This is a genomic window from Buttiauxella warmboldiae (genome assembly GCF_003818135.1).
GTDB classification, from domain to species: domain Bacteria; phylum Pseudomonadota; class Gammaproteobacteria; order Enterobacterales; family Enterobacteriaceae; genus Buttiauxella; species Buttiauxella warmboldiae.
This window is the reverse complement of sequence record NZ_RPOH01000017.1, coordinates 1-21,040: the sequence shown is the minus strand read 5'-3', so window position 1 is coordinate 21,040 and position 21,040 is coordinate 1. Positions and strand designations below refer to the sequence as shown.

Here is a 21,040-nt window from a genome sequence, read left to right as displayed (position 1 = left end):
CCGTTCTGACCAGCGATCTTTATCCTTCAAAAGCTCTTAATACCCATGCGGAATTTTTTTGACCTGAAGCAGAATTCCTCGCTTCGTTTTGATATAACCGCCGACATTAAGAGAGTGAATGATTTTAGTGATAGAACTACGGGAAATATTATGTCGCTTCATAATGTAGGTAAAAACAGATGTGTTTTCTCGTTCTTGCTCAGGAAGCTGCCAAATTTGCTCAAGGCAATGTTTAACCAGGTCATAAGAATTTGTCGCAAGATAAGTAGTACGATGGTAATCATCAATTCTATCCATCACATGACAAATAACCACCATCAACTCATGCCATATATTATTATTTTCAACAACAGTTTTAAAACACTCAATATCTAATAACCAAACTGTGGCATCCGTTTTAAATATAGTATAGTAATTATAACAATGTGTATAAAGCTGTTGTACCCCAATGGTTACCGGTGCTGATATTTCAAATAGAACCTTATCGCCGTAAGCTAATATGATCTGCAAATCACCCTGCTCAACAAAGCAAACCTGGGAAGTCTTCCCGTCGTTTACCATGAGCTTTGCTCCCTTGATAAATAAATGCTTCTCCGCCTGAGGATGGTTTTTGATTAAGTCACCAATCATCTGGAATTCTGTATCAGGACAATGTTTCACTGTATCGTTCATACCACATTATAGAGGCTATTAACCATTACTCTCTTCCGGATTACCTGATGTTAACTAAAGCTTGTTAAATCATAGGCGATGACATCTCTTTAAATACAACTACCACTAACTTGTTGCCTGTGCCATATGAATTTCACGAAAAGACTTTTTCCTTTTTCCGAATAAAATAGCTGAGCACCCTTATATTGAAATATAACCAATATGAAGAGTGTACACCCAGCCTTACCACCATTGACTATTTGGTAAAATTGCTGTAATTGATTAGGGCTAAAAAAGTTGATTAGCAGTTTCCTTACAGGGTTCGTCGTTAAATTTTTCAATGAGAAAATGAATAAATTGCCTCACCCGTTCTGGTTGTTTATGTGACGTAGTGGTAACGACATTCAATTCACAATCGCCTATATTATATTCGCTCAATATTTCAACCAGCCGCCCTGAATTCAATTCAGCTACAATGTCATGTGCATACTCATACGCAATCCCCAGGCCATTTATACATATCTGTCGTATCACTTCACCATCGTTAGCAATAAAATTCCCATTAATCAGTTTACGCACAATATGGCCATCGATGATAAATGGCCATTCACTTTCAATCACGCCTCCTAAGCGCAAACGTAAACAATTGTGCATAATTAAATCGTCCGGGTGTTTAATATCATCGAAATTTTTAAGGTACGAAGGCGCGGCACAAAATATTCTTTTGTTAGTATTCAGCAGCCTTGCGTAAAGACGTGCATCCGTGCGTAGGCCATAGCGAACTGCAACATCTGTGCCTGTTGCAATCATATCTATGTACTCATCACAAAAGGATATATCAAAGCCTATATTAGGGTTCACATCCATAAATTTCTTAATAATAGGCAGGATTCTATTCCTACCTAAATCTGAAGGAATGCTGACTTTAATATTACCTTTCAGGTGCTGTTGTGAAATACGAATATTGTTTTCCAACTCATAGAAGAGTTCAAGGATTGAGCGGGCACTGTTGAGTAGTATATCCCCTTCTTCAGTGAGCGAAATAGATCGTGTGGTACGGATAAACAATACAGTATTGAAATATTTTTCAAGCGTGTTCAGTCTTTCTGTAACTGAAGATGGAGAGAGACCTAACTCACGAGCAGCAAGAGTCAAACTCCCCTGTTCAGCGATGGTTACAAAGAGCTTTAAGTGACGAAAAGATATCATACCCCCCCCTAAAAATTTTATTCACCCATGATTTCAGGAGAGCAAAATTGAATAAATACTATTTAACTCAATAAAAAACAGGCGCTCTCCATCTAAAATTTAGCCACTTCAAATATATTAATGAAATGTTATTCATTGAACATACCAAAGTCAAAACATAACACTGCGTTATCTTTTTTAAAGAGAAGTATGAAACCGATAATTTAAAATAATCAATACAGACTCCTTTCAATAAACAATGCGACCTCAACGCTTTGTTTTAATAATATATTCATTTTTTTACAACCTTGTCATAAGTAAAGTACACAACCAACAACATAAATATGGCTTATGTTTTATGCATTAAGGCCTGAAGGAAATGCGTAAAATTATCTATTCACTCTAACGAAATATTTAAGCGTGATATAGACTATCAGGTCAGCAACTCTTGCGAGCAGGCATCGAAATGAAGTAAGCTCCATTGAGCAAGTACATATCTGGCGGGATTGTATCAAGATATTTTTGGTCTACCTCTCTCTGATACCTGCTGATATATATTAACCGTAGACAGGCATTATTAAGTGGTAACGATTAAAATTCATTATTAACCTATACCGCATCACATTTTTCACTCAACTAACAGCTTCTACCTTAGTTTAAATATATGAGGCAGGAATGCTGATTCAAAAAAACTAACGCCGCTCACTCAAAAATCAAGTGAACAGCGTTGGCGATTTAGCTAATAAGAGTTTATATATACTTCTGCAATTAATTTAACATAGACGTTTAGCAAGGAATAAAACGGCTATAGTATTATTGTTTGCGGCTAACTGAACTGTACTCAGAGAATGCTATCATAGGCTACTTCCCGGGTCAGAAACTATAACTTACCGCTATACCACTAGTATAGGCAACGCTTTTACCAGAAGATAATGGACTTTTCTTCTGTTCTTCTGGGGTAAAATATGCATTAGCAAACAATATAGCCACCCATTCAGGATTAAATGCATAAGCTACCGTAAAGCCGGTATATGGTGTTAAGCTAGACTTTGGCTCATACATGACAACTCCGGATTTCAGCGACTCATTTTTGTCGATACCATAATAATAGCGGTTCTGTTTTTTACTGTTCCATTCGACACCGGCAACATAACCCAACGACCACTGATTAAAATCAGTCATCGTTGACCATTCGGCATTAATCTTCATGCCTTTACTTTTTCCAAGAGTATCCTGAAGTACTGTGGTGGTAAAATCCCCTACCGATGTATATAAGGTATAACCTACCCCAGAAAATAATGTAGCATTACGCTTGCTAACTTTTTTAAGTGAATCAATAGCATACTTTGGATCAAAATGATGTAAGTCATAACTAGCTATTAATGTAAGCTGTTGTTGCTCATTTTTAAAAAGGTTTAATCCAAATTCTGGCCCATCAATGTAGAAATCATCACCATAATAACTTAACAATGGTAAGGGATCATAGGTGGTTTTATCTTTGTATTTATACGGCGATGAGGATACGGCTACTCCAGCACCTACAGTCAATGGGGCCGCTATGCTATTAAAAGCAGCAAAAAAAATCAAACATAAGATTATATTCTTCAATGTCATCTCCTTCCATACAATGCAATATTAAAGTACATTTCGTTTAAATTAAATTTAGTTTCCAGACTAAAAAACCGGCGAAAAATAACTTATATGAAAAGCACTACGCCTGTTTCTTTTAATTTCTAACATTGAAGAAAACAATTAACAACAGATAACCCATGTAATACTACGCCTTTAAATGAGTATTCTAACGCCCCACTAAAACACTAATTACTTATAAGAGCCGCTTAATCAAAGCAAGTGTATACATAGCATCAACAACATATATGCAGCCTGCACTTTTTATTTTATTGGAAATTCTTTTGTATTATCATAAACTACATCACTTATTATCGCAGCCATATGAGATACTGAAAATGAATAAAAAACAACGTTATAAACATATATATTCTTTAAGTAGCGTATCAATAATGACTATCCTATTAGCCGCCTGCACCCAGTATAAATGGGTTAAGCCTGGAGAATCGGATAGCAGTATGAGAAAAGAATACGTTTCCTGCCAGGCAAAATCATTACGCGAACTCCCCCCAGATAATATGGTACATAGCGATTCTGTTTATGGTAGTGCGGATGAAAAAGATAAAAAAAAGAAACGTATTAATTACGAGCAATCCACTAACTATGATATTAGCGATGCCAATGAAAATGCCAGAGAAGTATTAATTACTGACTGTATGATGGCGCGAGGATGGACGCAGATAATAATTAATTAGAGGAGTTAAGATTTTCAGCTTCATAAGATGAACTAATATAGTTTGAGGAAACTGAACTTATAGGGTGAGCTTGCCATATTTATATGGCACCCCCCTTTTTTAAAAAAACTAATATTTATCAGGCAATTTATTTAATTCAATAAGCACCCCTCTCGTTGATTTTATATATAAGCCTTCGTTTAAATTTTTAAGTATTTTGGAAATTGAACTCCTGGATATTGGATATTTTTTCATAGTAAAATCATATATTGATGTTACCCCCCGCTCTTGCTCAGGAAGACTCCATATTTCAGTGAGCGATTTTTTTATTATTTCATAAGCATTTGCGCCGCTAGTAATCATTGTTTCATTGATATGCATTATATAACAAACGATCATCAATACGTTTTGCCACATATTTTCTTCATGAATAATCTTGTATGCCAAATCACTGGCTAAAAATGAAACCCGAACATCTGTTTCACATTTTATATAATAATTTTCTTTCAGCTTTGCCAATTTTGTCAGGCCAATAACAAAAGGGGCCTGCACGGAAAATAAAAAAAGATTCCCATTTTCATTATAATATGAAACATTACCTTCATGTAATATCACAATGGAATCTGAACTATTCAGATAATATACCGTCCCTTTAGAAAATCGATGAGTTATAAAATCTTTTTTGCTTCCTAAAACATCAATCAAAGCATTAACTTCGACTTCCGGTTTATTCATCCTTAACCTCCCAGAAAACAATTATAAAAATAAAAAATCAATCTACTAAAGGCAGCGAAATCCACAAGGGCAACCCGATATACGGCACATAGCCATCATAGTATTGATATGAACTTGTAGAGTAATACTATTATATTTCCAACCTACGTGATTCAAATGTGTAATTCAACGCTGTCTGTTTCCAATTAATAACATTTTTTTACTCATTTGCAACCCCTTTAGTAAACATTGGCGTTTACGTTTAGTTAAAGTTTATCTTTACGTACAACGCCCTACCTCACAACCAACGCAACTTATTGAATATAATATGATTTATACCAACCAACCATACAGAGGAATATTCAGCCTTATAAGTACAATTACTCATTAATGTAAATAAAATTATGCATTTTAAATTCTTTTCAAGCATTTATTTTTGTATTTAACTTAAGAAGTTTGTTTTAAAACACATCTAATCTGTTGAATAAAATAATTTTCATATCATGCTCAAGCTCAAGGTCGGGACTCAATCCCCGTAGCACACCGACTCGTTTTCATAAATGACATTATGAATTTGTGCTAAGAGGTGGGGTTAGGATATTAGACTTATTGATCCTCTACCTGCGTAATGTGGGCATGCTTTTAATCGAGGGGCTGGGGTCTGGTGTGCAAACGTCTACGGTCGGAAACCACCACGACCACTGTGACGTCGCCAGCAATTTTAATCAAACTAAAACAACGCTTCTTCCAGTAGGGAGACTCAAAATCGCAGTAAGCGGATGTTCAGTGCAGAATTTGCTCAAGGTCGTCTTTGGTAAGACCGGTCATTTTCATGACTGTTTTGTGGTCCAGACCGTTCAGCAGCATGGTGCGGGCAATTTTGAGCGTCGCCTCATGCTCGCCTTGACGCTGCATCGCGGCCACGGCGTATCTGATGAGTCTGAAAGCCATGTGCTTATCCGGGCTTGACTGGTGTTCGATGAACACGTGGACGTACCCGTCATCGCCGTCCGTGGTTTTCAGGCTGTAGAGCACATCGCTGAAATACTGGCGCAGGCCATTATTCAAATAGCTAAACGCTGATATTCATTGCACAACAGCCACTTTATCGGCTCGTTTTCTACCACTATGGAATAGCGTTCGCCTGCTTCAAGAAAGTGATTATCCTGCCAGTCGTCATTAACCATCGAAATTTCCCAGCCGAGCACAAAAGATTTTTCCGCCCAAAAGCGATGGTAAAGCCTCCGGGGAAGACAAATGCCCTGTCCCGGCTTTAGCACCAGTATTTCTGTAGGCCGGATACTGCGACGTCGTCCATCCACGGTAATCTCGATGGCTCTGTGATGATCCAGCTGCTTATCTTCTGTGGACCACGCCAGTTGCATACATAAATCGCCGCCTCCCCGGTTGATAATATCTTCCATTTTATAGTTATGAAAATGCCATGGCGTATGCTGCTCCTGCTGAATTTGCAGCATTTTTTCAGCGTAGGGTTTGGGATATTGCGCATTATGCAGCGCTCCATTACGTAAGGTCAGTAACGTTAATCCAGTATCTGCAAAATTCCCGCCGCCAAAATCGGTAATATCCCAACCAAGCTGTAAATCCAGCACTTCCTGCCACTCATCGAGCGGCTTTTGCCGCCATATCGCCGCGGTAAAATAAGCAAAATCAGGTAAACACAGCCGAAAGCTTTCCGAAACAGCGAGCGCCTTATCTATCGCATAATTAATTGATGAACGCTTCATGTTGGCCTCCTGTGTGAGTGCGATTTGAGGCGGACAAAGCCGCCCCGCAGGAATTAATAGAGAGCCCCTCTCCCGGTTGAACCAAATAATTTCATTTTGTAGCGAATAACCTCACGCGCAGCGTTAATCGGCTCTGGATAAATCACATTCGGATCCCACCACGTCTCTTTGCCCAGGATTTCACGCACTTTCTGGAAATAGGCGTATTTCATATCGCTGGAGATATTGATTTTGCCGACGCCCAGGGTTACCGACTCAGCAATTTCGGCGTCCGGATTTGCTGAACCACCGTGCAGCACCAGGGGGATAGACAAGCGATCGGCGATGTCACGGAGGATGTGCATCTGGAGTTTAGGCTGCATTCCTTCCGGGTAGATCCCGTGGGCAGTACCAATCGCCACCGCCAGCGTATCGACGCCGGTCCGGGCGACAAAATCCTCTGCCTGCACCGAATCGGTATAGGTTACTTCAGAAACGCCACCTTCCACGGACGTGCCTGTTTGCCCAATGGTTCCCAGCTCTCCCTCCACGGATACGCCAACGGCATGCGCCAGTTTGACTACCTCATGGGTCAACGCTACGTTCTCTTCGTAGGGGAGCAGTGAGCCGTCAATCATCACCGACGTGAAGCCACACTGAATAGCGCGCAGCACCTGTTCTACTGACGCGCCGTGATCGAGGTGCAGCGTGAACGGGACCGGACTACGAAGAGTGATTTCACGAACATAGGCAAAAAAGCTGTCACCGAGAAAGTCATGTTCACTGGGATGAATGGCGATTATCGCCGGGGTATTGGTTGCTTCAGCTTCTTCAACCACAGCGCGTACAAAGCAGCTATCCGCCACGTTGAATGCGCCAATGGCAAAGCCGTGCTGGCGGGCGGGTTTCAGCAGTTCTTTCATCGAAACTAACATTATTATTCTCCAGTTTCAGAGTGTGGTAAGCCCTGCCAGAGCGTCGGCCGCTGACATAAAGGCGTTACAGGAATAAGGTCAGGCTTTGCCAGCCGATCCGGATGCAAGGAGGTAAGGGGTGATAGCCTCTTCACTGGCTCGCTCCATGGCGGCCATCACGTCGGCCAGCTCAGCGCCACCGTCATGGCACAGCACGTGTAACAATGCGGCTTTTCCCGCTTCGAAGATCGCCGCGCCGACGTTAACTTTCGCCACGCCCAACGCCGGACAACGTTCGAGTTGATCGAACGGGGTGCCGCTACCGCCGTGAAGCGCCAGAGGAACGCTCGACAGACTGGCGATCTCAGCCAGCCGATCAAAATCTATATCCGGCGTCACATCTGGCGCATAAATTCCGTGCGCGGTGCCGACGGAGACCGCCAGCAGATCGATCCCCGTCTGACGGATAAAAGGTTCCACATCGCCGGGCTGCGTCATCAAATCGACATTGGTGGCGCGATCGTAGCGTGAGGCCTCCGCCAGATGGCCGAGTTCGCCTTCAACGCAAACCCGTGCGCTGGCGGCAAGTTCAACCACCGCACGGGTCTGACGGATATTTTCCGCCAGCGGGAATGCCGAAGCATCAATCATCAATCCGTTAAAACCCGCACGAAACGCTTGATATATCAACGCAGGTTCTTTTCCATGATCCAGACTCAGCACCACCGGTACCGCAGCATCGTCCGCCAGCGCTTTCACCACCGATATAGCAACGCTGGCCGGAAAGTGAGAAAGATGCCCCTGATAGAGATTGAGGATAATGGGTGCGCTGTGGGTTTCCGCCGCATGGATCGCCGCCCGGGCGCTCTCCAGATTGATACAGTTAATCGCCAACAGTGCATAGCGCTCACGCCAGGCTTTCGTCACCATGCTTTTCATATCGGCAAACATACGGCCTCCGATTATTCCAGGGTAAAGGTGATCTCTTCATCTTTCACTTTCACAGCGCTTAACTCGTCGAACTCCTCATCCAGCCCCGTCACCGGTTTCTTCCACAGCGACAGCATAACGCCGCATATCACCGTGCCGATACCCAGCGCCAGGCAGAACAACAGCGGATGGGTAAACAGCGGCACGACGAACATACCGCCATGCGGTACCGGGCTTTCCACGCCCCATACCATGATCAACCCGCCCGCCACCGCCGAGGCTACTACGCAAGAACCGACAACCCGCAGTAAATCGCGGGCGGCAATGGGGATGACACCTTCCGTAATCATGCAAATCCCCATTGGGAAGGCGGCTTTCAGCGCCTCACGCTCGGCACGAGTATATTTATGGCGGGTCAACAGAAACGACAGCGTGATGCCAAACGGTGGGATGATAGAGCCAACAAACTTGACGGCCTCCGGTCCATACACTCCGCTGACGAGCAGACCATCGGCAAACAGCGACATGGTTTTATTCACCGGGCCACCGAAATCAAACGTCGCCATCGCCCCGAGGATTGCGCCCATCAGAAAACGCGATCCTCCTTGCATGGATTGCAGCATATGAATCAGCGCGTCCTGCAGCCAGGCAATCGGCTTACCAATGAGCGTCATCATTAATAGCCCCCCGATAATGGTACTCAGCACCGGGAGTACCATTATCGGCATCAGCCCCTGCATCGACTGCGGTAACCGGATATAACGTTTTAGCAATAGCACGGTATAACCTACTAAAAACCCGCCAAGCATCCCCCCGATAAAGCCGGTATGAATTTCACCGCACACAAATCCGACAATCAGCCCGGGGGCGAACCCTGGCCGGTCAGCGATAGAATAGGCAATAGCGGCGCTGATCAGCGGAACGATGAGCCCCATCCCCCAGCCGCCGATGTGATTCAGCATCCATGGAATAGACCCACTCTTCTCACCAACATTGGTGCCACCTAATATCTGACCGAGGGCAATACATATACCCGCCGCAACAATCAACGGGATCATCCAGGAAATGCCGGTTAGAAGATGTTTTTTAATTTCCTGCGATATCGGGATTTTATATTCACTCATGTGAGTTCCCTCCAGAATAAGGATCATGTATTGGTAATTGACTTTTCGACCTTTTCAAGAAATTGAACGGGTGATTTAATAACAACTGCTGTTTTAACACGCACAATCCTTTTATTTTTGAATCTTTCCTCTCCTTTTATTTTCACATCCGTAGCCAGAATCACAACATCCGCAGCAGAAATATCCTCCGCGAGTAATTCATTTTCCGTGTCAATGGTTCCCTGCGTTTCCACTTGAATATTATGGCCCAACGCTCTTGCACCTTTGATAAGTTTTTCACGGGCAATATAAGTATGCGCGATGCCCGCAGTACAGGCGGCAACACAAACAATATTCATGGTATGCTCCCGTTAAAATAATTAGCAAGCATCCGATTCAGCGTATTGGCTAAAAAGATCGATAATTCGCTGAGGACTTTTCTCTTCGAGCAACAGATTAATAATTTTGTCATCCGCAAGCGCACTAGCGACCTGCGACAATAAGCGAATATGCGTTGTATTTTGATCTTCGAGGCGTACAGCAAACAGGATAATACAGCGCACGCCACTGCCATCCAGCGTTTCCCAGGGAATGTCATGCCGCGTGCGGCCAATAGCTAGCGTGGTGTTAACTACTGCGGAGGACTTACCATGTGGGATGGCAATATGGTTTTCAAAACCGGTAGATCCCTGCGCTTCGCGCTGCCAGACATCCCGAATAAATGTATCACGGCAAATAATAAGGCCATCTCGCTGTAAGAGGTCGGTTAATTCTTCTATCGCCTCCCTTTTATTTTTCGCCTTCATCTCTAAAAGAACACGATTTTCATTCAGAATTTCACTTATATCCATAACCCTACCTCATGGAGATGAAATTAACTTCCGACGACAACTCTTGTCGCATGATATAATTTTTCGCTAATAACAGTTTCAGTAACGCGTTTAATATCGGCATCATTAAAAAAAGCGCTCACGTACACCACTGGTAGATCGGTCGCGGGTAAATTGATGGTGGAGATCGCCAGGTCAATTTCTTCTTTAGCATGAAACGCCTGCAATCCATTGATTGAAACTACCCCGATAATAGTCCAGTCCGGGAAAGCACGCAGGATACGACTTTTAAGCAGATGCGACGTCCCGATACCGGTCGAACACACCAGAAGAACACGTTTATGCGCAATCTGCCGCTCCATTGCCGCCTGAAAATGCACGGTCAAATAGCCGATTTCATCTTCCGACACTGCCGCATCGCCCCTACCGCTAAACACCTGATTAACCGCACATTGCGTTAGTTTCCAGACATCTGGTAGCTCAGATTTAATATCTTGCAGCAGCGGGTTACGGATAAAAATATGGTAGTGCAGCCGGTTAATTAACGGTTTTATATGGATCAGCAAACCATCATACAGCGCGAAGTCATCGCTTAAATCATTACCTACCATCACGGAAAAAGTTGCAATGAGTTGTTTGGTAATTAGCCGCGCCTCATCGCTGGAATGCATATTACTGAGGTTGCGGATATCACCTCGTTCCTCAACCACTGCGCCGGAGGAAATAATATACTGATAGATAAACCAGACTTCATCTTCAGGTAACGGATGAGCAATATATCTCTCTATACATTGCAGCATCCCCTGGGCAACATTAAACACTTTTTCATCACATGACGAAGGGCTTTCTTCTTTTTTAGGAAGCAGATTACCCCGCGTGATGCGGTACATCATAATCAGGATATGGGTAAATATATTCACGTAATAGGGTTCGCCCATCGACCAACAGAGCTTCTTTTCCATATCCTGTAACAATCTCTGGACGAATAACACATCCTCTTCATCAAAATAATGCACCAGCGCCTTATAGCTACCGGGGTCAAGCCGCGAATGGATAATCGCTCCCATCTCATTATGATTAATAATACCATTAATCAGAGAGGCTATTGCCTGGCGGACGTTATTTTCACTCCCCTCAATATGTGTCCCGCTTTGGCTACGAATAAGTGATAATCCCAACGGTGCGATCCATGATTCAATAATTTTTAAATCGTTTACGATGGAAGCATTGCTGATAAAATAACGTTCTGAAAGCTTACTGATGGATGTCTCATGTGGCGTTTCATTCAGTAGTTGAGAGGCAATTTTTACCCGCCGGGAATTATTTAACATCACATCGACATCATAGCCCTCCCCACCCATCGACAGATCCAGCTGTAAAAAATCTGTAACGTTTTCGGCTAATAACATCACACCTGCACCTGACCTTTTATTAATGGTAATTTTTCGATCGGCAAGCCATTGTTCCAGTTCACGGAGATCGCGCTGAATGGTCTTTTCTGACACATTAAGAAATTGCGCAATTTTTAGCAGCGTGACATATTCTCTGTGTTGCAGGAGAAATTTTAATAATCTGTTTTGTCGAGAGGTAATTGCTTGCATTTTTTTACCCTTATTACATGCCAGATTAACTCCATAAAATATTTTTACGATGTCACTTCCAAAGATATTCATTGCTCAGTAGCATAAAATTTCATTCATTCAATCACAATACTAAATTAAGTCCGGAATTCTGGACAAAAAAAGAAAGGGAAGATAGTATGAAGTTAGTTTAAGCGGAGATCACATCTTTATGGTAAATATGCGTGACAGGGATCTCAAATGTAAATAAATCACCGTTATTATACCCTCATATTTTTATCCGACTCCGCTGTGTTCAGTGTTAAAAAGATAACCATAAATGCTAATTTCAATTAGTAGATCATATAACCTTACAGGCTAAATAGCCTGCAAAAAAATAGTAGAATACTTAAAGGGAATTCAGCCCAAATGGTGCAAGCTGAGCAATCGCCAAATGATAAAAAGTGACCAACTGTAGGCAAGCAGCAGGCCTTGTGGTTCACGGAAATGATGAAAAAATGCCAGAATCATACCTCTTCAGCTAACAAAAATAGGGAATTTGCAGGCACTATACCCCATGCAAGAACTGAACATTATGCTCAACTCAAATTTTAATCATGGTGAATTAGCGATAGTGGCCCGATGGCAGGAACACACTTCCGCATTGAAAAAAGCTGCGGCAGATAAAAGCGATGAGTGAGTTCCTGGATACCATGATATTCGGCTATCGCCTGAAATAATGGAATCAGCAGCCATCCCGCAAAGATGGATGAATTGCACTATCCTATTACACAAAAAACATCATGAATCACCAACGCGAAAATACACATGATAGGCTTCATCTGATATTTTATTTAATGGAGCAAACCCCTTTGATTTAAAATCTTCAATTGAAGACGGTATGTCAGCATAATTTAAATTATGCATTACACCCCTGTCCGACCTCATTACCATGACATCTCTTCCATGGGAGATAGCAATATAATTTTGCACATCCTTACAATGATGAACCCTTACCAATGGGTTATAATGTAATTCTATTATATGCGTTCCAGGTGGGCAACTCACCTTAATATATTGTTGATAAAAATCCTCATCTATTTCAGCCGAGTCAATTTTTAACCTAATGATATCGAACCAATGGGCATTCCGGATGAACAAGGTAAGACTCAACTCTGTTTCAATATGCCATAAAAAACAATCATCTGAAACAGATTGCCTTATTTGTGCATTCGGGTTTTCAAGTTTCAACAATGATGGGTAGAAAAGATTCACATAAATATTGCTGTTTTTTTGGCTATAGATATCTTTCTGAAAGCGGAAAAGGGTTTCCAGACCTGTGCCATGACAACAAGTATTAGCTATAGTATCAAATTTTTTAATGGCGCCTGGAGACAACGGCATAAAATATGTCGTTCCTCCATCACACCCATGGCTAGTTGCAGATAACAGGTGGTTATGGAAAGTATTTTCATAATAATCCATATATTCAGCATCCTCAGACAGATCATAGAGTCTCTTAGTCAGTTTGAGCATATTGTAACTTGCACAACTTTCTGCCGTCTTAGTGGTAAGATAAGACCCTATTTCATCACTTCCTTTGAACATCTCTGTTTCACCTATACCACCAATAACATAACTATGATGTTCGGCAACAATTTTCCAGAAGTTCCTGGCTATAGTAAGATATTTCTTCTCACCCGTTTCTTCATAAAAATAGATTGCACCAATTATTTGCGGGATATGTTGATTTGCATGCATTCCATTTAAAGAATCAAGCCCCATCAACATGGGAGTATAAAGCTTATGGTTTTCAAAAAGAAAAGCGGTATCTAAATATTTATATTGCCCAGAAATTCTGGATAATCTTACCAAACCGGAAATTAGACAGCCAAATTCACCAGCAATATAAATCGACCACATTTCACTGAGTTGTTTACGATCCAATTTTGACAAGCGATTGTATATCCAATCACCTATACCACAAGCCATGTCAAGAGCAATTTTGATGTCAGCAAACTGATAACAATCCATCAACCCTGTTAGTATTTTGTCAAGTGTATAATAGGGTGCCCATATGTTTGGGTAGGTTACCATCTCTTCTAAAAGGTCAAATTGTTTTTCATCATACGCACTCAAAAAACCTTTTGAAAACCCCATTTTCTCTAATGCAACCTGGCATCCATTTAGCTCACCGACTAAATAATCAACTCTGGATTTAAGTTCTCTATCCTTAGCCGCATAATATGCTAATGAAAACGCTGATAAATAATGGCCTGTAGTATGACCTTTGAGTTTGCACTCAGGTGCATCCCAACCAGTCATTGGAATTGCACCTTTAGTATCTAAACCTGCTACCTCACGAAAATTAAAAAGAAGCATGTCCATATTGACTGTTTTTAAATGTTCTAACATACGATTACTGGCATCCCACCATAGAGAGCCTGGCAGAAGAGAAACTGCATGAGCCTGAAGTTTTTCTGGTTTAATTTTGTAGCCTGCAGAATCCATTATTTTTATGTACGCGGTAACTTTTAATGCGCTATCTTCTAATTGCCCATTGATTTTTTGATAGCCGAGGGACTTATTTATTGGTTTTTCCCATATAACACGTGAAGTGGTAAATGAACCATCATCCAACTCAACAACGCAATAATCAGTCAAAACCAAACGATTAGGCTCCAAAACTATTTGAGGATCAATACATCTAATTATTTTTTGTTTAGGTTGTTCTTCCAGCACCGTAACAACAAAGGTTTTCTTCAAACTATACTCATCTTTGGTGGCGGTAACGACTAATTCTACTTCACGATTGCCAACACCTTTAGTTGGTCTTGTTACCTCACCCTTATCACTAATAAACAGAATTTCTCCTGATTTCCAGGAGAAATCACTACCTCGCTTGCCTTTCAACGGCAAGATTAAATTAAATTCAACTGTAGATAAATTCCCCAGGAAAATATCAGAGACGTCCTCTTCCAGAATTTTATTAATAATGTCACTTGTCATTATTAGTCCTTAGATGAATAAGTAATGGTAATTACAAAATTAGCTTCCCTTCATAATTGTTAATACTTAAACTCTGACTTCATCAATTTTTTGAAAAGAGATGTCTGACTCCGTTCTGTCGATCCAATCTTCACCCTCTACCATACGAGCAATAACCATTGAAATGGCTGTATCAGAGGTAACATTAAGCATCGTACAAAATGAATCTGAAATTGTACCCATAATTACAATTACCGGGATGACTTCCGGAGGAAAGCCGAATGCCGTTGCAATTAATACTTCCCCAATAAACCCACCACTGGGTATAGTTCCTACAATAATACCACTAATCATAGCAACTAAAATTGCCATACCAATTGCATCGATACCAAATGGGCGGTTAAAGACAGCAAATAAAAAAGCAACCTTCATTATTTGAACAGCAACAACACCATTTTTATGAACGCTGCCACCTAATGGAATGACAATGTCATATATTGATTTAGGAATATTCATTTTATGCGCGGCCTGCATGTTAACAGGTATGCATGCAGTACTACTACACGTTCCCATGGCTGCCGTCATTGGTAACCAGATATACTTCCAGTAAATTTTTAAACCTTTATTACCACCGCCCCACCAGGCATATAGTGATGATGTAATGACAAAAAATAAAAGTGTGAAAATAATATAAATAATTGTCACGCGGGCCACTGATGAAATCACCTGGCTACCGATAACACCGATTAAAACAGCAAAATAACAGGCAATACCTAATGGTGCGAGATACATAACAATAGCAACCATCCTGGAGAAGGCTTCTACCATCACATTTAAGTAATTTTTAACTGGATTGGCTTTTTCACCCATTAAGCTAAGTGAAATTCCCAATAAAATGGTGAAGATAATTAATGGTAACATACTGTTTTTAGATAACAATAAAGAGAAATCTGAAACTGTTAACATAGTTACAATGCTCAGTGAAGCCTGAGTATTTACGGCAGTAGTACCAAAGTCTATGCTTAAACCATCGGTTGGATTAATTAATTTAATGGTGCCCAAAGCAAGCATACATGTCACTAGTCCCGACCCAATGACAACCGCCAGAAATATTAACAAAATCTTTTTTAATTTCCCAACACCATCCATATTTGCAATGGAACTCGCAACAGAAAAGAATACTACTGGTACTATTAAACAAAATATAAGATTGAGAAAAATATCTGCAACAGGTTGTAAAACTTTCGCCTGCGGGCCAAAATAAATGCCAACTACAGCACCCATTAACACCCCTGAGAGTAACATAATTGAGAACCTGTAATTTTTAAGCATTGAAATCATACGTTTTCCCCTACTAACTTAAAAAGTAAATTTATAATTATCACTCGCTACAGAATCATCATGGGCCAGAGTACATCTAAAGCGCCAATAGCTTGAGGACATTATTCCTGATAATAAGGAGAAAACTGCTACTGTAGATAAAGTGTGAAGTTTTTCAAATTTTATCTTATAAGCGTGATTTGCGAACACCTCTCATTTTTCGCATAAAGGATCAACTAAGCATTAATTAATGATGCCGTTAAAATGATCATGTATTAAATATGAAGCGCTCACATCCCTAAGCTAAATAAAATATTCTTTGGCTTTGAAATTTATCTCAGGATGAAGTTGAACACAAATTATAACCAGGCAGGATAAGCAGCGTTGGAATACAGCACCTCTCACGGCAGTGAAGACGAGACATCACAGCATCTGGAGAACCGTCAGCCTGTTATCAATCCTCATTCATGGTTAACCTAAGCATCTCCTTTCTCTTTTCTTTCACGCTGGTCAGAATAAAGGTCAATACAAAAACCAGAGCGAATAATACGACGATAGTTGGAGCCGGAGCGCTGTCGATGAAAAATGAAAGATAGACCCCGGATAGGGAGACCAAAACGGAAATAAGCACCGCCAGCAGGAGTGCGATATGGAAACGGTTAGTTAACAGGACGGCAATTGCCCCAGGGGCAATCAGCAGTGAGATAGACAGGATGATGCCTACGGCTTTTAAGGTTGCCACAATAGTGAGCGACACCATACACAGCAGGCCATAATGCAGCCAGTGGGTGTGTAAACCGCTGACTTTCGCCTGCTGGTAATCGAAGCAGAACAGCAAAAAATCCCGCCATTTCAGGCCAACGATCAGCGCGATAAATGCGGCGATACTCCCGGTTTGTATCATATCGCTGCTGTTAATCCCCAGCATATCGCCAAACAGAATGTGATCGAGATGAACCTCCGGTTTTACCGCGACGTAGAGAATCAGCCCGGCCGCAAACATGCCGGAAAAGACGATCCCCATAACGGTATCCTGTTTTATGCGCGAATTATCTTGTAGATATCCGCTAGCCACCGCACAAAATAGACCGGCGACAAAGGCCCCCGCGGCTAACGGCAGTCCCAGCATCCAGGCCAGCACCACGCCTGGAAAAACGGCGTGGCTCATGGCATCCCCCATTAACGCCCAGCCTTTCAATACCAGAAAGACCGATAAAAGCGCGCAGGGAACGGCAACCATCAGAGAAATCAGTAGCGCATTATTCATAAAAGCGAACTGAAATGGTTCAAGCAATAGTGCAGTCATCACCAGGCCTCATGCTTCTGACGGGCGCGGCGGCGGTTTGCCAGCAGGCCATGTTGAGGTGCAAAGACAAAAGCGATTAAAAACAGCAACGTCTGCGCCACAACAATAATGCCACCCGTCGCGCCGTTCAGATAGTAGCTTGCCCAGGCTCCCAGAAAGCTGGTAATACTGCCGATAGCGACCGCGATAACCAGCAACTGGGGAAACCTGTCGGTTAGCAGCCAGGCCGTCGCCCCCGGCGTCACCACCAGGCAGATAACAAGAAACGCGCCTACGGTTTGCAGCGCGGCCACCGTCGACACCGCCAGCAAGGTGAAGAAGAGAACTTTTAATCTTTCCGGCCGCAGGCCAATCGCGCGGGCGTGATTTTCATCAAAAAATGTCACCAGCAAATCTTTCCACTTACACAGCAAGATAACGATGGAAACGGCACCAATCAGCACCAGCTGCAGAATATCAGCCGGTGCAATCGCCAGAATATTGCCCAGCACTATGGTTTCAATATTTACCGAGGTTGGATTTAGCGACACCATAAATAGCCCTAAACCGAAAAAAGAAGAGAAGATCAGCCCGATAATCGCATCCTCTTTCAGCCGGCTACGCTGGTTAAGAAACAGCATGCAACCAGCCGCCAGACCACCGGAAAGAAAGGCTCCCAACGCAAAAGGCAGCCCCAGCATATAAGCCCCCGCAACCCCCGGAACAATGGAGTGCGATAGCGCATCACCAATCAACGACCACCCTTTGAGCATCAGATAGCAGGAAAGAAAGGCGCACAGCCCGCCGACCATCGCAGAGACCCACATTGCGTTGAGCATGTATTGATAGCCAAAAGGCTCCAGCAATAGACTCATCATGGCACCTGCTTAGCGGGAGCGCTGGAACAGGAAATAAAAGGCCGTTCGTCATCGGTGATGACCTCTCCGGCGCCGCTTATCACCACGTGGCGAAGCACCCCGCTAAACGCCCGCTCAAGATTTTCTGCGGTAAAGGTCGTTGCGGTTAACCCACTGGCCAGCACCGTGCCTTTAACGATGACGGTATAATCACAAAACTCGCTCACCGAGCCGAGATTATGCGTGGAAACCAGCATCGTTTTACCTTCATCGCGCAGCTCCCGCAGCAGAGAAATAATCTTAGCTTCGGTATTAACATCCACGCCGGTAAAAGGCTCATCCAGCAGGATCACCTGCCCTTGCTGAGCAATGGCGCGGGCCAGAAAAACGCGTTTTTTCTGGCCACCGGAAAGCTCGCCAATCTGCCGATGGCGGTACTCGACCATATCCACGCGTTCCAGCGCCTCGGTCACTCTCTGGCGATCGCGTTCGCGGGCAATACGCATGAAGCCCATCCGGCCATAGCACCCCATCATCACTACATCTTCAACCAGTACCGGGAATGACCAGTCTACCTCTTCGGACTGCGGAACATAGGCCACCAGGTTTTGCTGAAGGGCTCGTTTGGTTGAAACGCCCTGGATGGCAATCTCCCCTGACGCCAGCCGCACGAACCCCATTATCGCTTTAAATAACGTTGATTTGCCGGAACCATTGACCCCAACGAGTGCCGCAATTGATCCTCCGGGCACGCTAAACGTCGCATCACGCAGCGCCGTGTGGCCGTTGCGATAAGTCACCGTCACGTCGTTAACCACAATACCGGCTGGTATCGTCATCTTTTTGGCTCCTGCATACCTGCTTTTATCCCCTGCACTAAAGTGCTGGTGGTGACATTCAACAGGTCGATATAGGTTGGTACCGGGCCATTTTCGGCGCTAAGGGAGTCGACATACAGCACGCCACCATAATGGGTGCTGGTTTCCCGAGCCACCTGACGCGCCGGTTTATCAGACACCGTGCTTTCGCTAAAGACGGCCGGGATTTTATTTTCTACAACCTTATCAATAACCTTCCGCACCTGCTGCGGCGTTCCCTGCTGGTCGGCATTGATCGGCCAGAGATAGAGCTCTTTCAGGCCAAGGTCCCGGGCCAGATAGGAAAATGCCCCTTCACTGGTAACTATCCAGCGTTTGTCCTGGGGAATTTGTGCAATTTGCTTACGTAACGGCTCCAGCGTGCTGACGATCTTATCTTTATAAATTTGTGCATTACGCTGGTAGATTTCCGCATTGGCCGGGTCATATTTCACCAGCGCATCACGAATGTTATCAACGTAAATCAAGGCGTTATCGGGTGACATCCAGGCATGCGGGTTGGGTTTGCCATTGTACGGCCCCTCCGTAATCCCCATCGGTTTAATGCCTGCCGTGACGATGGCCTCCGGCACATTGTTCAGGTTTTGATAAAAGCGCTGGAACCAGAGTTCCAGGTTCATGCCGTTTGCCAGAATCAGCTGTGCCCCCTGGGCGCGTTTAATATCGCCGGGCGTCGGCTGGTAGTCGTGAATTTCGGCCCCCGGTTTAGTGATGGAAGTGACTTCAGCCGCCTCTCCCGCCACATTTTTTGCCATATCCGCAATCACCGTAAAGGTGGTGATGACTTTAAATTTTTCTGCCGCATAAGCATTCGCTGCTGTCACCGCCGTGATAAACAGACCACACAGCACCACTTTTAATCCCGTCCATTGCATGGTAGAGCCCTCAGAGTTGTTCACAAAAAGAACGAATATAGCCTGTGCTATATGGTATAGCACAGGCTATACCTAAGTGGGAATACTTCTCATTGTTATTTTTGGTTTATATTTCCGGGGGTATCTAAGGCCGCGTTTAAATCATGCGCGGGAGGGTAAATACATTCAGCATTTACGGATATTGAAGGGCTAAAAACCGCGTGGCGTACGCAACGCCAGCGATCCATAGGTGGGGAATGATTTCAGCGTTGAGAGCCACCCCAACGCTGATTTTTTACAGATAATTGAACTGACTGAGGTCCTCAGGGGAGGCGAGCCTCGCTACAGGCTTCCGGACGGCACTTTTCGCAAAGCAGGCCTCCCTCCCCTTAAAGTTACCAGGTTCCACGTACCCCCACGCTGGCGTCCAGGCTGCGCTCATTATTGTCAAAACGCTGGCTCCAGTTGGCTGAGGTGTAGAGCGACAGCGTCTGATTCAGGCCGATGCTTCCGCCGATGACCATAGCCCCGGTTTCGCCCCGGTTTTTTGTCGTCAGCGCCACCGTGCTACTTTCCCCATTAACCGCCGCAAAATCGGTACGCGAGGTGCCCATAAACTCTCTGCCCACGCGGGGATTGAGCCACAGCGCGTATTTTTTACTGCCAATAATCCCGCTGTTGGCTAAGCGTATTCCCGCGCTCGCCTGCAGAGACTGGTAATCCTCAAAGTGGATGTTCGTCAGCCCATCATCCGTATTCCCGAGCTTCTGGTACTGCCAGACCACGCGTACCTGAGGCTCAAGCTTCCAGCCGCCCTGGTTGAGCAACGGATACCCGCCTTCAAGCGACGTGGCCAGTGCATAGCCTCTGGTATTAAATTGCGTATTGTCATCTGACTGGCTGCGCGTTTTCAGCCAGCTCCCCTGCAGCACCGAGTCA

General features: G+C 43.6%; 20 protein-coding genes and 1 pseudogene. 2 read left to right on the top strand and 19 right to left on the bottom strand.

Annotated features, from left to right (window positions below; genetic code table 11):
- Positions 1–36: 36 nt before the first annotated feature.
- The 3 genes from EHN07_RS05200 to EHN07_RS05190 all read right to left on the bottom strand — a co-directional run bounded on the left by EHN07_RS05200 (position 37) and on the right by EHN07_RS05190 (position 3,447).
- A complete protein-coding gene (locus EHN07_RS05200; RefSeq protein ID WP_167467281.1) occupies positions 37–630 on the bottom strand; it encodes a helix-turn-helix domain-containing protein in 594 nt (197 codons plus the stop codon).
- Between the two features lie 309 nt (positions 631–939).
- Entirely contained in the window at positions 940–1,860 is a 921-nt protein-coding gene (locus EHN07_RS05195) for a LysR family transcriptional regulator (protein ID WP_124023127.1), read from the bottom strand.
- An 852-nt stretch (positions 1,861–2,712) separates the two neighbouring features.
- Positions 2,713–3,447, bottom strand: a complete 735-nt coding sequence (locus EHN07_RS05190) for a MipA/OmpV family protein (RefSeq protein WP_167467280.1) — start codon at positions 3,445–3,447, stop codon at positions 2,713–2,715.
- Between the two features lie 359 nt (positions 3,448–3,806).
- On the opposite strand from EHN07_RS05190, the gene EHN07_RS05185 reads away from it, so the two are divergent.
- Positions 3,807–4,163 (top strand): hypothetical protein, encoded by a 357-nt coding sequence (locus EHN07_RS05185; RefSeq protein ID WP_244202354.1) that lies wholly within the window; start codon positions 3,807–3,809, stop codon positions 4,161–4,163.
- A gap of 108 nt (positions 4,164–4,271) precedes the next feature.
- Here EHN07_RS05185 and EHN07_RS05180 read toward each other — a convergent pair whose 3' ends face one another.
- The 9 genes and pseudogenes from EHN07_RS05180 to EHN07_RS05140 form a co-directional block, all read right to left on the bottom strand.
- Complete coding sequence (locus EHN07_RS05180; protein ID WP_124023125.1) at positions 4,272–4,877, bottom strand: helix-turn-helix domain-containing protein; 606 nt, start codon at positions 4,875–4,877, stop codon at positions 4,272–4,274.
- A gap of 876 nt (positions 4,878–5,753) precedes the next feature.
- Positions 5,754–5,915: pseudogene (locus EHN07_RS20605) on the bottom strand (Rpn family recombination-promoting nuclease/putative transposase); the annotation flags it as partial.
- A gap of 5 nt (positions 5,916–5,920) precedes the next feature.
- Positions 5,921–6,604 carry a D-lyxose/D-mannose family sugar isomerase gene (locus tag EHN07_RS05170; RefSeq protein WP_124023124.1) on the bottom strand — a complete coding sequence of 228 codons (684 nt, stop codon included), beginning with the start codon at positions 6,602–6,604 and terminating at the stop codon, positions 5,921–5,923.
- 53 nt (positions 6,605–6,657) lie between these two features.
- On the bottom strand, positions 6,658–7,518 hold the full coding sequence (locus tag EHN07_RS05165; protein ID WP_124023123.1) for a ketose-bisphosphate aldolase: 861 nt from the start codon (positions 7,516–7,518) through the stop codon (positions 6,658–6,660).
- Between the two features lie 78 nt (positions 7,519–7,596).
- Positions 7,597–8,448 (bottom strand): class II fructose-bisphosphate aldolase, encoded by an 852-nt coding sequence (locus tag EHN07_RS05160; protein WP_124023122.1) that lies wholly within the window; start codon positions 8,446–8,448, stop codon positions 7,597–7,599.
- Between the two features lie 11 nt (positions 8,449–8,459).
- Positions 8,460–9,551 (bottom strand): PTS fructose transporter subunit IIC, encoded by a 1,092-nt coding sequence (locus tag EHN07_RS05155; RefSeq protein WP_124023121.1) that lies wholly within the window; start codon positions 9,549–9,551, stop codon positions 8,460–8,462.
- Between the two features lie 23 nt (positions 9,552–9,574).
- Positions 9,575–9,889, bottom strand: coding sequence for a PTS fructose transporter subunit IIB (locus tag EHN07_RS05150; RefSeq protein WP_124023120.1), 315 nt, complete (start codon positions 9,887–9,889; stop codon positions 9,575–9,577).
- Between the two features lie 21 nt (positions 9,890–9,910).
- A complete protein-coding gene (locus EHN07_RS05145) occupies positions 9,911–10,381 on the bottom strand; it encodes a PTS sugar transporter subunit IIA (protein WP_124023119.1) in 471 nt (156 codons plus the stop codon).
- 23 nt (positions 10,382–10,404) lie between these two features.
- Entirely contained in the window at positions 10,405–11,961 is a 1,557-nt protein-coding gene (locus tag EHN07_RS05140) for a BglG family transcription antiterminator (protein WP_124023118.1), read from the bottom strand.
- Positions 11,962–12,496: 535 nt separating this feature from the next.
- Between EHN07_RS05140 and EHN07_RS20765 the strand changes: the two genes are divergently transcribed.
- A complete protein-coding gene (locus EHN07_RS20765) occupies positions 12,497–12,619 on the top strand; it encodes a hypothetical protein (protein ID WP_279630482.1) in 123 nt (40 codons plus the stop codon).
- A 101-nt stretch (positions 12,620–12,720) separates the two neighbouring features.
- On the opposite strand, the gene EHN07_RS05135 is transcribed toward EHN07_RS20765, so the two are convergent.
- The 7 genes from EHN07_RS05135 to EHN07_RS05105 form a co-directional block, all read right to left on the bottom strand.
- Complete coding sequence (locus EHN07_RS05135; protein WP_124023117.1) at positions 12,721–14,928, bottom strand: beta-L-arabinofuranosidase domain-containing protein; 2,208 nt, start codon at positions 14,926–14,928, stop codon at positions 12,721–12,723.
- 66 nt (positions 14,929–14,994) lie between these two features.
- Entirely contained in the window at positions 14,995–16,212 is a 1,218-nt protein-coding gene (locus EHN07_RS05130) for a dicarboxylate/amino acid:cation symporter (RefSeq protein ID WP_279630483.1), read from the bottom strand.
- A gap of 469 nt (positions 16,213–16,681) precedes the next feature.
- Positions 16,682–17,533, bottom strand: a complete 852-nt coding sequence (locus EHN07_RS05125; protein WP_124023116.1) for a metal ABC transporter permease — start codon at positions 17,531–17,533, stop codon at positions 16,682–16,684.
- Positions 17,533–18,387, bottom strand: a complete 855-nt coding sequence (sitC, locus tag EHN07_RS05120; protein WP_124023176.1) for an iron/manganese ABC transporter permease subunit SitC — start codon at positions 18,385–18,387, stop codon at positions 17,533–17,535. Before sitC ends, EHN07_RS05125 begins: the two co-directional genes overlap by 1 nt.
- Positions 18,387–19,208 carry a manganese/iron ABC transporter ATP-binding protein gene (locus EHN07_RS05115; protein ID WP_124023115.1) on the bottom strand — a complete coding sequence of 274 codons (822 nt, stop codon included), beginning with the start codon at positions 19,206–19,208 and terminating at the stop codon, positions 18,387–18,389. Before EHN07_RS05115 ends, sitC begins: the two co-directional genes overlap by 1 nt.
- The gene (locus EHN07_RS05110) at positions 19,205–20,122 is read right to left on the bottom strand and encodes a metal ABC transporter substrate-binding protein (RefSeq protein WP_124023114.1); all 918 of its coding nucleotides are present in this window, start codon (positions 20,120–20,122) and stop codon (positions 19,205–19,207) included. The genes EHN07_RS05115 and EHN07_RS05110 overlap by 4 nt, the downstream gene beginning before the upstream one ends.
- 374 nt (positions 20,123–20,496) lie before the next feature.
- Positions 20,497–21,040 (bottom strand): autotransporter domain-containing protein (locus EHN07_RS05105; RefSeq protein ID WP_124023113.1); only part of this gene is annotated, 544 nt, incomplete at its 5' end.

Bases quoted from the DNA above. Each gene is read 5' to 3' on its own strand.
- EHN07_RS05200 (WP_167467281.1), bottom strand. From the start codon at position 630: ATGATTGGTGACTTAATCAAAAACCATCCTCAGGCGGAGAAGCATTTA.
- EHN07_RS05195 (WP_124023127.1), bottom strand. From the start codon at position 1,860: ATGATATCTTTTCGTCACTTAAAGCTCTTTGTAACCATCGCTGAACAG.
- EHN07_RS05185 (WP_244202354.1), top strand. From the start codon at position 3,807: ATGAATAAAAAACAACGTTATAAACATATATATTCTTTAAGTAGCGTA.
- EHN07_RS05180 (WP_124023125.1), bottom strand. From the start codon at position 4,877: ATGAATAAACCGGAAGTCGAAGTTAATGCTTTGATTGATGTTTTAGGA.
- EHN07_RS05170 (WP_124023124.1), bottom strand. From the start codon at position 6,604: ATGAAGCGTTCATCAATTAATTATGCGATAGATAAGGCGCTCGCTGTT.
- EHN07_RS05165 (WP_124023123.1), bottom strand. From the start codon at position 7,518: ATGTTAGTTTCGATGAAAGAACTGCTGAAACCCGCCCGCCAGCACGGC.
- EHN07_RS05160 (WP_124023122.1), bottom strand. From the start codon at position 8,448: ATGTTTGCCGATATGAAAAGCATGGTGACGAAAGCCTGGCGTGAGCGC.
- EHN07_RS05155 (WP_124023121.1), bottom strand. From the start codon at position 9,551: ATGAGTGAATATAAAATCCCGATATCGCAGGAAATTAAAAAACATCTT.
- EHN07_RS05150 (WP_124023120.1), bottom strand. From the start codon at position 9,889: ATGAATATTGTTTGTGTTGCCGCCTGTACTGCGGGCATCGCGCATACT.
- EHN07_RS05145 (WP_124023119.1), bottom strand. From the start codon at position 10,381: ATGGATATAAGTGAAATTCTGAATGAAAATCGTGTTCTTTTAGAGATG.
- EHN07_RS05140 (WP_124023118.1), bottom strand. From the start codon at position 11,961: ATGCAAGCAATTACCTCTCGACAAAACAGATTATTAAAATTTCTCCTG.
- EHN07_RS20765 (WP_279630482.1), top strand. From the start codon at position 12,497: ATGCAAGAACTGAACATTATGCTCAACTCAAATTTTAATCATGGTGAA.
- EHN07_RS05135 (WP_124023117.1), bottom strand. From the start codon at position 14,928: ATGACAAGTGACATTATTAATAAAATTCTGGAAGAGGACGTCTCTGAT.
- EHN07_RS05130 (WP_279630483.1), bottom strand. From the start codon at position 16,212: ATGTTACTCTCAGGGGTGTTAATGGGTGCTGTAGTTGGCATTTATTTT.
- EHN07_RS05125 (WP_124023116.1), bottom strand. From the start codon at position 17,533: ATGACTGCACTATTGCTTGAACCATTTCAGTTCGCTTTTATGAATAAT.
- sitC (WP_124023176.1), bottom strand. From the start codon at position 18,387: ATGAGTCTATTGCTGGAGCCTTTTGGCTATCAATACATGCTCAACGCA.
- EHN07_RS05115 (WP_124023115.1), bottom strand. From the start codon at position 19,208: ATGACGATACCAGCCGGTATTGTGGTTAACGACGTGACGGTGACTTAT.
- EHN07_RS05110 (WP_124023114.1), bottom strand. From the start codon at position 20,122: ATGCAATGGACGGGATTAAAAGTGGTGCTGTGTGGTCTGTTTATCACG.